Annotated in this window: 11 protein-coding genes and 1 pseudogene; 5 read left to right on the forward strand and 7 right to left on the reverse strand. The window is 38.2% G+C overall.

The genetic code is table 11. From position 1 onward, the window contains the following. The first annotated feature begins 465 nt into the window (after window positions 1-465). Window positions 466-1704, forward strand: a complete 1239-nt coding sequence (locus tag P9989_RS02550) for an MFS transporter (protein WP_283077260.1) — start codon at window positions 466-468, stop codon at window positions 1702-1704. A gap of 660 nt (window positions 1705-2364) precedes the next feature. Here the strand turns inward: P9989_RS02550 and P9989_RS02555 are convergent. The 7 genes and pseudogenes from P9989_RS02555 to P9989_RS02585 all read right to left on the reverse strand — a co-directional run bounded on the left by P9989_RS02555 (window position 2365) and on the right by P9989_RS02585 (window position 9776). Then, the gene (locus tag P9989_RS02555) at window positions 2365-2505 is read right to left on the reverse strand and encodes a hypothetical protein (protein WP_283077261.1); all 141 of its coding nucleotides are present in this window, start codon (window positions 2503-2505) and stop codon (window positions 2365-2367) included. A 115-nt stretch (window positions 2506-2620) separates the two neighbouring features. Further along, complete coding sequence (locus P9989_RS02560; RefSeq protein WP_283077262.1) at window positions 2621-4213, reverse strand: sodium:solute symporter family protein; 1593 nt, start codon at window positions 4211-4213, stop codon at window positions 2621-2623. A gap of 286 nt (window positions 4214-4499) precedes the next feature. After that, window positions 4500-6026: a 4-hydroxyphenylacetate 3-hydroxylase family protein gene (locus P9989_RS02565; RefSeq protein WP_283077263.1), complete on the reverse strand. Its 1527-nt coding sequence runs from the start codon at window positions 6024-6026 to the stop codon at window positions 4500-4502. A gap of 56 nt (window positions 6027-6082) precedes the next feature. Then, the gene (locus tag P9989_RS02570) at window positions 6083-6550 is read right to left on the reverse strand and encodes a flavin reductase family protein (protein ID WP_283077264.1); all 468 of its coding nucleotides are present in this window, start codon (window positions 6548-6550) and stop codon (window positions 6083-6085) included. 26 nt (window positions 6551-6576) lie between these two features. Continuing rightward, window positions 6577-7413: an adenylyltransferase/cytidyltransferase family protein gene (locus P9989_RS02575; protein ID WP_283077265.1), complete on the reverse strand. Its 837-nt coding sequence runs from the start codon at window positions 7411-7413 to the stop codon at window positions 6577-6579. Between the two features lie 487 nt (window positions 7414-7900). Then, window positions 7901-9355 carry a helix-turn-helix domain-containing protein gene (locus P9989_RS02580; protein ID WP_283077266.1) on the reverse strand — a complete coding sequence of 485 codons (1455 nt, stop codon included), beginning with the start codon at window positions 9353-9355 and terminating at the stop codon, window positions 7901-7903. 70 nt (window positions 9356-9425) lie between these two features. Further along, window positions 9426-9776: pseudogene (locus tag P9989_RS02585) on the reverse strand (XylR N-terminal domain-containing protein). A gap of 363 nt (window positions 9777-10139) precedes the next feature. Between P9989_RS02585 and P9989_RS02590 the strand changes: the two are divergent. The 4 genes from P9989_RS02590 to P9989_RS02605 all read left to right on the forward strand — a co-directional run bounded on the left by P9989_RS02590 (window position 10140) and on the right by P9989_RS02605 (window position 13759). Then, window positions 10140-10904, forward strand: coding sequence for a fumarylacetoacetate hydrolase family protein (locus tag P9989_RS02590; protein WP_283077267.1), 765 nt, complete (start codon window positions 10140-10142; stop codon window positions 10902-10904). Window positions 10905-10920: 16 nt separating this feature from the next. Then, on the forward strand, window positions 10921-11658 hold the full coding sequence (locus P9989_RS02595; protein WP_283077268.1) for a fumarylacetoacetate hydrolase family protein: 738 nt from the start codon (window positions 10921-10923) through the stop codon (window positions 11656-11658). A gap of 16 nt (window positions 11659-11674) precedes the next feature. Continuing rightward, window positions 11675-12055, forward strand: coding sequence for a 5-carboxymethyl-2-hydroxymuconate Delta-isomerase (locus P9989_RS02600; protein WP_283077269.1), 381 nt, complete (start codon window positions 11675-11677; stop codon window positions 12053-12055). A gap of 261 nt (window positions 12056-12316) precedes the next feature. After that, the gene (locus tag P9989_RS02605; protein ID WP_283077270.1) at window positions 12317-13759 is read left to right on the forward strand and encodes an aldehyde dehydrogenase family protein; all 1443 of its coding nucleotides are present in this window, start codon (window positions 12317-12319) and stop codon (window positions 13757-13759) included. The last annotated feature ends 11 nt before the right edge of the window (window positions 13760-13770 follow it).

A 13770-nucleotide genomic window follows, 5' to 3' on the forward strand; every position in this document is an offset into this window, starting at 1 on the left:
TTAAGCAAACGGGCGCAAGAGTGGAATAAAGGCAAAGGAATGGAGGCGATTTTGTGGCACGTTGCACCATCTGTGATTACAAATGGAAAGCCAAAGAGGTTTTGTCACTCGGGTTTTCAAAGAATGGGAAAAACTGCCCCAAGTGTGGACATAAACAATATATTTCTGCTGAGACACAAAGGATGTTCACGTTAGGATATTTAAGTCTTTTATTAGTTCCATTCTTTCTTTATCGAATTAAATTGAGCGATAAAGATGAACCGTTGTGGTAATTTTTTTATCCAATACGAGCTGCTCCAGAATAGGGCGCCCTAATCTAATAAGTCGTATAACTTTTAAATCGGACCAGGTTGAGGGAGATGATTGTGTAAGCAAATTCATCGAAAGAATTATGAATAAAATAATAGTGTTTTAATTATAACTTTGAAGAAAAGTTTTATATCCATAATAGGGAGTCAATTGTGCATGTTACAAAACATAAAGGGTTGGAAACATCCTGCAATATTGTTGTCTTCCATCGGAATTTCAAATATCGGAGACTTTATCTACTTAGTAGCGATAAATATCATTGTCTATCAGATTACTGGTTCAGCGGCAGCTGTTGCGGGACTTTGGATCATCGGACCATTAACGAATATTGTAACGAAGCTCTGGACAGGAAGTTTTATCGATTATCGAAGCAAGCGAAAAGTAATGATAGTAACGTACATAATTAGAGCGATGTTCATCGGCATGATACCGTTTGCACCAAATATGGTGGTAATCTACGGGATACTCGTTATCTTAAAGATGGCGGATGCCTTTTTCAATCCGTCAGCAATAACATACGTTACAATTCTCGTTCCAAAAGAAAAAAGAAAGCGCTTCAAATCAATTCGTTCATTTACGACTTCTGGAGCGTTTATTATTGGGCCTGCAATTGGTGGTTCACTTATATTGTTAACATCTATCGAATCGACATTATGGCTTAATGCAATATTTTTTGTAATCTCAGCAATTTTATTATTATTTCTTCCGGAGAAAGAAAACATTGATAAAGAGACCATCCCTACATTAACAATTTCACAGGTGATTCGTGACTTCACGGTTGTTCGTGAGTTCATGTTCAACAATAAATATGTATCCTTTATTTATCTTGGTTTTATTATGATCATGATTTTTTCTTTTGCCATGGATACACAAGAAGTTGTTTTTACACAACAAGTAATCGGGCTTTCCGAAATTGATTATAGCCTGTTAATTAGCATAACTGGAATTGGCTCTGTTGTTGGTGCGGTTTTATTATCGTTTTTTTCGAACAAATTCTCACTTAGGTATATGATTACTATTGGTCTAATCATGATGACGATTGGTTATGTCATTTATGCATTTTCGTGGTCTTTTTCATCCATTGTTGTCGGGTTTTTAATCTTAGGTTTCTTTAACGTGTTCTTAAATGCAGGAATCATGACTTTCTATCAAAACAACGTCCCTGTTGAAGTCATGGGGAGAGTAACAAGTGTTTATCAGTTAGTTCAAAGTGCTGTTCAAGTAATCTTTATACTTGCAATTGGGGTTGTAGCTGACCTTGTTTCCTTACGACTTACGATTGTCACATTGGCGCTTCTCATGTTGTTTTCATCTTTTATCTTTTCAATTTCAGTATTAAAGCCAAGTAAAAAGTATTTTTACCAAGAACATGGCAACGAAAAAGAGGAAAGTTAAATAAATTGAGTAATCAATGTGTGCGTAATCAAAGGACATTTACAGTTCAGCAATCGGGGCGCAATTCTGGAGCAAAGGATTGCGCTTTTATTAATGTATCGGGCCATTATCTGGAAGACTTGAATTCGAGATAAATGCAAATTTTATTCTAGATAAGAGCAGGATTCTTTAAGTGCTTCGCAGAAAGCCCAAAAGTCTAGTGATCATATTCTTGGAATTTAAATTTTTAAAAACTCCCTGCATGGTAACCATGCAGGGGAAAAAGGAGGAATGGCCCTCCAGCTTTATTGACTAAATAATACCCCAATAACTGAAAGGCAAATTGCTCATTTTATCTTATGTGAATAAATTAGTCTTGCATCATTCATTTACCCAGTTTGGTTGTGTTATCAAGTACATGAAAGTTATTGGTTCAAGATGTAAAATAAAAATGATTGCTGAAAGGGCATATCTAATTCCCCATATGCCGTAGCATTTTGATAATAAAGAAAAACGTAAACGTTGACGTTTACGTTTTTCTTTATTGGGCTCGATGCTTGGAAAGAAAAAACCACATAATATTGAACTGAATTTGAAATACGCTGTTTTTGGGCGTGGTAACCTTTTAAATCCTTCCGTGAGTAAGAAATATATTAGAGCTGAGAGCTACTATGGTAGTTATCAGAATGATAACTGCCATAGGGGTACAGCCGTTGACTCACTTGCAATTCCAATAAGAGGTGCTGTTATGGCACCTAGCAAGTAGGGAAGAGCCCCTAATAAAGCAGAAGCACTGCCAGCTCGATGTCCTTGTATTTCCATGGCAATTGAAAAACAAGTAGTGTTAGTTATTCCAACACAAGCGACCACGAAAAAGAGAGAAATCACGATGAACAACTCTCGAAATAAGCAGTACTTACAGAACGTCTCTCTTCATTTATTGGTTGACAACAGAATCTTCAACTTCATATGTCTTTTGGTCAACCTTTGTGGGATTCTTTAAACTTACGACGATAAAGACTACTGTTGATATTGGCAATGCATATAAAAGTGGATGGATATGAGTTAGGGGAAAACCCAGTAAGGTTTCTTTTCCGAAAAGAGCGCTAGAAAGCCCAATGGCCGTAGCAACTTTTGCGTTGAAAAATAAATAGCCGATCACACTAGACGCAAAACCAACACTGATACTTGAAATAGCCCCAATTCTTGAAGCCCTTTTCCAATATAGCGCGCCAACCAAGGTAGGCAAGAATCCCGCCCCACAAATTCCGAACCAGAAGGATGTAGCTTGAGCAATTACACCACTCGGTAAGAAATAAGCCATAAAAACCGCACCTACCATTCCAATAATAACCCCAAGGCGGGACAAACTAAGTTTAATCCCGGGGATTTGAGTAATACCTAATGTTTTTAATATATCTTCTCCAAAAGCCGATGCTTGGACGTGTATTAAGGAGCTAATCGTGGAAATCGCTAGTGATATCAACGTCAATGTAAACAAGTATAGAAACCAATCCGGCATCATTCCATTTATTAACATTGGAATCACTAAATCAATATTTCCTCCGGCAGCTTGTACAGCAATTTCCCCGGTTGTATTGTAAAACTGAACATTACTAATCGCACCAAGCATAAATGGACCACTTGTCAAGAAAAACATAAAAATGCCGCCCACTAAAACCGAACGGTGTAAAGCTTGATTATTTTTTACTGTCATGGTCCTGACCACTAGTTGTGGTTGGGCCAACACTCCAATTCCAACACCCATAATTATTGTACTGATCATTGTCCACCATAACGGAGAGCCTGCCTCTGGCATCGATGTCCAACCTTGGTGTCCCTGCTCTACAAGCGATTCTGGAACTAGATTTTCCATGGCAGTCAATGTACTATGGGCATCGAATACTCCACCGAGAGAATGATAGCCGATTATGAGAAAGATGATCATACCGATAAGCATCACAAAAGCAGCGAAGGCGTCTGTGTACATAACCGCTTTAATGCCACCACTGATAACATAACCCCCAACAATGATCGCTAGTATGAATATGGCTAGATCAAAATTCATATTTAATGTTTCTTGTAGATACCGCCCGCCACCGATTAGGACAACACCCGTATAGGCAGGCATGAAAAGAAAAATCATTGCCCCCGAAAACACTGTAATAAATTTGGATTGATAGCGCTTACCTAATAAGGAAGAAAAAGTGTGTGTGTCTAATTGAACGGATAACTTTCGTATGCGTGTGCCGAATAGGGCAAAGGCAACAAAAATACCAAACAAAATATTCATAAACGCCAGCCATAGCGTCCCAAAACCTAAATTTGCCGATACTCCGCCGAAGCCGATAATAGCGGATGTACTTTGGAGTGTTGCCCCATAGGAAAGAGCCATAATGATTGGGTTTATATTACGTCCGCCAACTAAATAATCAGCCTCAGATGTTGTTTTACGATAACCATAATACGCTAACCCCGACATCAAAATAACATATAGAATAAATAGAGGAATCATAATTGAGATATTCATTTGGGATCATCCCCTCCTCGGTTCCACATTACAGCCCCATAGATCACACAGCCTAAGGTAATTAAAACGTTTCCAATCCATGCAACCGTAATCAGGATACCTTCCATACCTAACAATAAAATCACCCTTTTAAAATAGATTAATTTTTAGCTTTTATGTGTTTTGTTAACGCCGCAATATTCACCGAATTTATTAGTTAAGTATAAGCACCAAGGGTTTAACAGTTTTCACAGTTAAACCCCTGATCAACACCTAAGTTCAACACTGTTAAAATGATTTACTAGATTTATGAAAGGGCGCTCATTGCTTTTTGGAGTTCTTTTTCCGGGTTAATCCAATCATCAGATGTCCAACCGGAAAGGTCGTAATCACTCAAAGCCTTGTCTACAAAGCCTTTATATTGGTCAGTTTGTCCTGCTGTGTTGGCCATTTTAAGTGCATCTAAACGGATACCTTCGTGATTTCCCGCATAATTAATTTCATATAATTCATGTCGTCCTCCAAATTCGGTTCCAATGGCATCCCAAATTAATTTCATAACTTTTACTCTCTCTTCGGCACTGACACCGCCAGAGCCTTTATAATATTGATCCAAATATTGTCTGATTTCAGGATTCAAAAAGTCCTTTGAACTAGAAGGCAGCTGAATGAGCCCGCCAGCAACAACTTGTTCAAAAATACCCTTTATTTTTGGCCAAACGGTTGGGGCAAACGTACGGTAAGCAGTTGCATATGTGCTGTTTGGCAATACAGTACCATTTGGCCCTTCTTCCGGATCAGAAGCCATTGCTGTAGAAATCGCCCAAAACATATTTCTATAAGAAATGACTTCTCCGATGTTGGCTTGAACTCCTCTGAAACGACTTGTTCCAGCCATTTCCGTTGCTTTAAGTAGCAGTCCTACCATAAAGTCAAGTTTCACAGCGAAACGAGTACATCCCTGGAACGTATAGCGATTAAGCCAACCGGTTTTCGGTCTGAAGCCATTTGCGATATCTACATTGTTATAGGTTAAAATGTCTTCCCATGGAATTAGCACATTATCTAAAACAATGACAGCATCATTTTCATCAAAGCGACTGGATAGTGGATAGTCAAATGGGGTTCCATTTTTAGTTGCCATTTCTTCAAATGACTGACGGCTAATAATTTTCAAACCTGGAGCATTCATGGGGACAAAGAAAATTAAAGCGTGACTCTTATCGCCTTCCCCTAAATCAGCTGGTGAATAGTTTGCTACGAAATTATAGTGGGTTAAGGCAGCAGACGTACCCACCATTTTGACACCGCTTACAACAACGCCATCATCTCGCTCTTCCACTGCACGTACAAAGACATCCTTATTTTTGTGAAGGGGTTGGTCACGATCCATTTGCGGGTTAACAATAGTATGGTTACAGAAAGGAACCTCTCTTTGTGCTTTCTTATACCATCTTCTTGCATTATCCTCGAATCCTTCATAAAAATCTGCAAACGGCCCCAGTGATCCTGTGAAGGCAGCTTTATAATCTGGTGTTCGCCCCATAAATCCATAGCTTAGTTTGGACCATTCTGCCATAGCATCTCTAGCTTCTAAAAGTTCTTTTGCGCTTGTTGAGGCTTTGAAAAATTTAAAGGTTCTATGTCCATCTTCTGTTTCAGTAGTAAGGGTGGGGGCTGTTTCTGGATCATGCAAGGCATCGTACAAACGTGCTACTGATCTTGCAGCATTTCGATAAGCTGGATGTGTTGTTACGTCATCCACTTGTTCACCATTTAAGTAAACAACTCTACCGTCCCTAAGACTTTCCAAATATTCTTTACCATTCATCATGTAAAAAACCTCCATTTATTTCTTATTGTATAAAACTTGCTTTGTTCAAGCGTTTCTCATACATGACTGGTTTCCAGTCCGTATTGGCCTTTATAAAAGGTTAAAGGGTGATCTTCATTAGTTTCCACATGAATAACTTCACCAATGAACAACGTGTGGTCTCCGGCTTTGTGGGTACTATACACATTGCACACAATAGTAACTAACGAATCCTTAATGACAGGCGTTTCCTTTAACCAATCAAAATTGATTTCCCGGTTTTCTTTTTTCTGACCTGCGAAATGCATCGAAATGTCCTGTTGTTTTTCCGAAAGAATATTAACTGCGAATTTTCCGGAATGCTTTAGTTTTCCATGCATCCCAGCGCGCTCATCGATCGATATAGAAATAAGCTTTGGGTCTAGTGAAACAGACATAAAAGCATTCGCTGTCATTCCATGTACTTCATTTTCGATTTCCGTAGTAATAACGGTAACACCTGTTGCAAATTTCCCCATGGCATCACGAAATAATCTATCCTCCATCTACTAAAACCTCCCTAAAATTATTCTTACCCCGATATCATTGCAGTACTTGAAATCTCGTTGGTAAATTGAATAGAAATCTTATTGACATGGGGGTCTATTAATCCGTTTACAGTTATTTCACTCTCTTCCTCAATAGAAGGGAAGAGACGAAATAATCCTTGAAGCGTTCGCTTTCCATCCTTGACTTGGACCTGATACAGCCCTGGTTTAGGTAAAAGATATCTTCCAATTGGATCCACTTTTATCGTTTTTCCTCTTGAACGTAAAGTGTTGATGTGACCTATGACCTCATAATGTTTTCCTAAATAATATGGAACGAGATGAACATGGCCTTCCCTAATTACACTCTTCAATAAGGTGGAGCTTATTTTTTCCTTGTCATATGTTTTCTTAGGAATCACAGTGACATTGAAAGGTTTCTTTAGGCTTTTTTTCTGTAAATATTCCGTATCTCCCTTTGCTTTATAACCAAAGGTAAAATCAAATCCCACCACCACATTTTTTGTATTAAGACTTATAACATAATCGTTAATAAAATCAGCTGGAGGAAGAGAAGCAAACGCCTTATCGAAGCTGACAACAAACAATTTTTCACAGCCGAATCTAGCTAATCTCTCTGCTTTAGCAGGCAACGGGGTTAGGTATTTTCGGTCAGTCTCTTCCTTGATCACCTCATCTGGGTGTGGATCGAAAGTCATCGCGGTTAGTGTTCTATTCTCCTGATCAGCAATCCGTTTCGCTTGTTTTATTAAATCTTGGTGACCTAAATGAACTCCATCAAAGAACCCCACGGCCATAACATGAGATTCTTTTGGACTAAGTGATTCTTTTAAAGGGTGAGTCAGCCGCACAATTTCCATTTTGTTCACCTTCCCAAGTAATTTCCTTTTGATAACAATCAGATCTTCTGGATACAGATACGGTTGAATCCGCTTTCATAAAGTGGTGTAATTGCTGGGTGATAGAGGAACGCATAAATGGTTTTAGATCCTCTTTTTTCGTCGTTACCTACATCATTTAAATTTTTTCCTGTCATTGGATTCCTTTAAATAAGGAGTGTCAATTTTTCAACTTATCAAAATACTCAAATTAATCATAACGAACAGCACGTATAGGATCTACGACAAACATTGTCTAATAAATACTTAATAATTAAATATATTTTGTTCGTTTGTTCAAGGAAATGGCTACAACTTGCTATTATACTGAGCTCATCTTGGCCCTCATTAAACAAAAAAAAACCACCTAAAAGCATAAAATGCAGTTAAGCAGGTTCTAAAAAGGGCGTATGATATAATGCTTTCCTAAATAAACATCTATCGTTTGCAGCGTGTCATCAATATACGCTTATTCAATTTTTATCTCACCTTCGACAACCAAAGCTTGTAACGTTATAAAAAGATGGTAACCAAATTCAGGGTTTCGGAGGTCTTGTCCAAGTAAGGACTCAATTTTTTTTATTCTGTAGCGTAACCCACTCATTGACAAAGAAAGCTTGTCCATCGTCTTCTCAAGATTTCCCCCGTTTGATAAAAATACATAAAGAGTTTTGATAAATTCTACGTGATCATCTTTTTGTTCATATAGTGTCCCTAAAAGTTGTTTAGCTTTTTGTTTGATGGCTTTTTTATTGTTGGAATGAATTAATATTCCCACGACACCTAGATCTTCAAAATGTGTTACCTCATTAAAGGAAGTGGCCATCTGCAAGGCAGTAATAGCCTCATCGTAAAATTCTGATGCCAGTTGAATATCCTTGGTTAAAGAACTTATTCCCATTTTAAAGGTATGCATCGGAAAACACTTGGTTAGAAAGCCAATAAGAGTGTCGCATAAGTGGTTTATGCTTTCTTTTAAAAAGTCCTTTTGTATAAGAAAAATAATATTTCCGTTCCGTTGGCCGATCAAGACATGGGAGCAATTTTTAAAATATTGAAGAACACGTTCCATTACCTCTTCATGGAAAAATAACTCTTCTTTTGAATGATTGTGTTGATTATTATATTCAAGTGCAACAATGTAATAGGGTCGTTCCAGGTTAAGGTTAACGTAAGTTCCTCGTTTTAAAATTTCCTGTTTGGATGATGAGAAATGTCCGTAAATGATTTGTTCTAAAAAGTGCCCCTTCATTCTCTCTGTGGCTTCGAAGGAATTCTTCTCGTTTAGCATATATAACGAACAAACGGTGGCAACCCTCTCCAGAATCAATTGGTCCACTTCAGAAGGTTCCTCATTCTTTTTATCATAAACAAAGGAACAATACCCAAAGACTTTTTTCTCCAGAATAATTGGCGCCATCAGGCGTTGATGATTAACAGACGAGCGTTTACTCGTTTGATAAAAAGAATTGATGTGTTTCTTTTCCTCTAAAAAAGATGGAACGTCTGATTTTACCTCTTCGAATCGTTCATGAGTTAATCCGGCATACGCTAATTGGTGAAAAGCTGCATCCTCTATTATAATGGGTTTTTGCGTTGTCTGATAAACAACATCTGCCATGGACTGCAAATTATTCCCATTGATGAGTTCTTCCGTTAATTTTTTATGAATGGATACTGATCTCGAGAGATTATTACGCTCTTCAAGAAGCTTTTCGTACGCTGTCTCCAATTCTTGTACAATCGTTGTATTTTCGTAATATGGTAATTCACTATCCACTTCACCTTCCCATTGGTTTAGTGATTTACCAACATAGCGACACTCACTGTCACCTTTTCCTTTACAAGAGACTTCTTTAAAGAGAACATTGTGTTCACAAATTTTTGAGTAATAGCCACTAGCGTAACCAATTAGTTGTGACACACCGGTGCTTCTGAGTTTCCGAACTGATGTACGTGTTCTTCTGCCTCATAAGAGCTGAACCATGTTCCTTCTACATGCACGGATTGTACCGATCCGTCCAAATGATAATCAATTTGAAGATTGGATGTTTGGCCTTTGTATATCCCCTCATCATATGTAAAACAGGTCCTTGCTTCAGAATTTTTTCTACAGAAGGTAAGTTTTTTTCGAGCGCTTTTTCGGCATCGTTTGCACCTAAGTTCCAACCATAACGGATAAGGAATCCCTTCATCCGATCCATTCAAATATTCTCAATAAGATCTTTTCTAAGTGTTCCAAATACAGAGGATGAAGTTAAAATCATCCGTTCATTATCCAAATAAAGTTCCCCATTGTGGTTGGAGTTATATAAAACTTCGCCTATAGACTTTCCATATGACATTTCTAGCACCTTCTTTATGAGAGTTGCTTGGTTAGTCTTAATATTAGATAAGCTGTTAGGATTCTATAAACCTTACTATATAATTAGTTCAACGTGATCTTATTCATGAGTATACGTAAAAACGCTTCAAATTGTAAGCGCCTTCCCGATTCCGCATAGCTTATTATATAGTGATTACATACTGGAAAGTCCCTATCAAAACATACTTTACATCCTGGATAGTTAGTTTTTTTCTTATCTATATCTTTTTTGTATACATTATCAACTTTATAAATATTTATTATATGAATGGTAGAATGTTACGGTTTTATTATCGGATATTTCTGAATAAAGGGAACGATTAAAATGGAAGGAGTGAACGTAATGCCATATGTAAGAGCCAACCATAGTGGATCTCTGCAGCATACAGTACTCGAAGTTAATCTACAATCCTCTCAGGTAAAACTTAAGGAGCAAAATGTTGACCTAGAGGGGCAAATATGGAACCCGCCTGTTTCAGGAACGGTTTATGGAACGTTGCTAAATTATAAAGGAAGTTTAGAAAAAATGGGAGAATCACTAAATGAGGACCCTTATAAACGACCGCCCCAAGCGCCGGTTTTATATATAAAACCAGCGAACACCCTTATCGGACATCAAGGAATAGTACCATTTCCAAAAGAAGAGGATGAATTGGAGATAGGGGCCAGTCTTGGCATTGTGATTGGTCAAAAGGCCACAAAAGTAAGCCAAGAAGATGCCCTGAACTATGTGGAAGGGTATACGGTTGTGAGTGATATCAGCATTCCCCATGAAAGTGTATTCCGACCGGCTATTAAAGAAAAAGCCAGGGATGGTTTTTGCCCAGTCGGTCCTTGGGTGATCGAAAAGGAAGCAGTTGAAAATGTAGACGCTTTAGACATCAGTGTGTACATAAATGATGAAGTAAAACAGGAAAACAACACGAAAAATCTGGTGAGGTCTGTTTCTGAATTACTTAAAGATGTGACAGAGTTCATGACATTAAACAAAGGGGACGTTTTAATGATCGGGATACCGGAAAACGCTCCTAAAGCATCCAACGGGGATCATGTACGCATTGAGATCGAAAATGTTGGTACATTAAAACACACAATCGCGAAGAAATAGTCAGGAGGTATGGGTTATGAAAACAGCTCGTGTAGCTTATGAAGGAGATATCCATCATGCGACCGCATCTCATGAGGGAGTCCAATTGGAAAATGGTAAATCTATAGCAGAAGAGGAGGTCGTGTGGCTTCCTCCCATCGAACCGAAAACATGTTTTGCGTTAGGATTGAATTATTTTGACCATGCGAGCGAATTATCTTTTAAGGCTCCCGAGGAACCCCTCGTTTTTTTAAAAGGCTCTAATACCTTTATAGGTCACCGTGGTAATACTAAGCGTCCCGACGATGTTACGAACATGCACTATGAGTGTGAACTGGCCGTAGTCATTGGAAAACAGGCCAAGGATGTTCCAAAAGATAATGCTTATGACTATGTTGCTGGATATACTATTGCAAATGATTATGCTTTTCGAGATTATTTAGAGAATTATTACAGGCCTAATCTTAAAGTGAAAAACCGTGATGATAGTACGCCTTTAGGACCGTGGTTTGTGGATGTTGATGATATTTCAGATCCGATGAATTTATCGTTATGTACCTATGTAAATGGAGAGATTGTCCAAGAAGGTTCAACGAAGGATATGATTTTTGATGTTCCCACTTTAATTGAATACTTAAGTAGCTTTATGACATTAAACCCTGGCGATCTACTATTAACTGGAACTCCAAAAGGTACAGTAGACACGAAGGTTGGAGATGAAGTGATCACTGAAATTGAAGGGCTGGGAAGGCTTAAAAATACAATCATTGAATAAGGAAGAGGGTATAGACATGCCACATGTCATTTTAGAGTACACGGATAATCTTTCTCCTCATACGGACATTCAACAACTACTTAAGAAAATCAATAATGTTTTAATCTCTAAGAAAGAGGTTTACCCAATAGGGGGAGTTAGATGCAGAGCCCATGAGGTTCACCATTATTGCATAGCAGATGGACAAGAAAATGATGCATTTGTCCATGCCACTTTTAAGATAGGTAAAGGGCGAAGTGAACAAGAAAAACAGGAAACGTGTGAGGAGATTTTCGAAACAATAAAAATACATTTTCAAGGCTATTCTAAGGAACATTATTTAGCCTTATCGCTTGAGTTAGTGGAGTTTCAAAATGGAACTTTTAAATCGAATAATATACATCAGCGGTTCAAATAAACCACTATATCTAAAAAAGGGCATGCTTTTTGAAGGAGTTTGCTCTTTTTTTGCATAGTTTTCCGAAAATATATTTTTAAAATTGGTTAAAACAACTTAATTAATATTTATCATATCAATAATCCAGTGATAACCTATAGTTGTTTTATATTTCTGAAGATTCCCTCATCCACCTAAGCCATGTGCCTTAAGTATTTAAGTTGTTGAAAGCGTTTACTGATAGGGAGATAGACTTTGAATTTTAAAGAGGAGGTTTTTATTTTGCCAGCAACAGATTCCATAAAAAGAGAAAAGCTTTTTATCCATGGACAATGGAAGGAAGGAAGCGATTATACAGAACTCGTTTCCCCATATAGCGGAGAAGTCATAAGTGAAATTCCATCTGCTTCTACGGAAGACGTGGAAGAGGCGATCAATGCCGCCGATTCTGTAAAGCCAATTATGAGAAACTTATCATCTTTTGAACGTGCAGAAATTCTTGAAGAGCTTGTGACCCTTTTAAAATCAAATAAGGAAAGAGCAGCACATATTATTGCATTAGAAGCAGCTAAGCCGATCTCTACGGCAAAAGGAGAAGTAGAAAGAACCATTCAAACATATAAGTTTGCAGCTGAGGAGGCTAAGCAAAATCATGGGGAGATGATCTCTCTTGATGCAACACCTGGCGGGAAAAATCGGATAGGTTATACCAAATACGAACCGATTGGGGTTATAGGCGCTATTACCCCGTTCAATTTCCCGATGAATTTAGTGGCCCATAAAATAGGACCAGCTATCGCGGCAGGGAATGCCATTGTATTAAAACCAGCCTCCCAAACCCCGCTGTCTTCCTTTTTCCTTGCCGAGTTACTAGAAAAAGCCGGTCTTCCAAGTGGGGCTCTAAACGTGGTTACAGGAAAGGGAAGAGTGGTAGGAAACGCCATTGTAGAAGATGAACGTGTGAATATGGTTACATTTACTGGAAGTCCAGAAGTAGGGAAATCCATCCGTAATAAGGCTGAGTTAAAAAGAGTAACCCTCGAGTTAGGGTCGAATGCTGCCCTTATTATCGATGAAGATACGGATATTGATTCGATCGTTTCAAGATGTGTGAGTGGGGCATTCAGTTTCCAGGGTCAAGTATGTATTTCATTACAAAGGGTTTATGTACATGAAAACCTTTATGAAGAATTTGTCCAGAAGTTTGTAAAAGAAACGGAAAAACTTCAATTAGGAGATCCTCTCTCTGAAAGCACCGATATTTCAGCCTTGATTTCCCCAGAGGATGTTACACGTTCCTTAGAATGGATAGAGGAAGCAACGAAAAATGGTGCTTCCATTGCTTCAGGGGGGCAATCTGATGGGAATATGCTCCAACCGACCGTTTTATTAAATGTTGAACCTAGCATGAAGGTATCATGCCAAGAAGTATTTGCTCCGATTGTTTTGATCGACAAAATATCCTCTATTGATGAAGGGATAGAGAAGGTGAACGATTCGAAATATGGGCTTCAAGCAGGAATCTACACAGAATCCATTTCTTCAGCTCTTGATGCGGCAGATCAGCTGGAAGTTGGTGGAGTGATTGTTAATGATTTTCCTACCTTCAGAGTCGATAACATGCCTTATGGAGGAGTGAAGGACAGCGGTACCGGAAAAGAAGGCGTGAAATATTCTTATGAAGAAATGTCTGAAATGAAATTAGTTGTGATCAACCAAGATTAATAATGAGCTTA

The organism is Halobacillus naozhouensis (genome assembly GCF_029714185.1).
Lineage (GTDB): Bacteria > Bacillota > Bacilli > Bacillales > Halobacillaceae > Halobacillus_A > Halobacillus_A naozhouensis.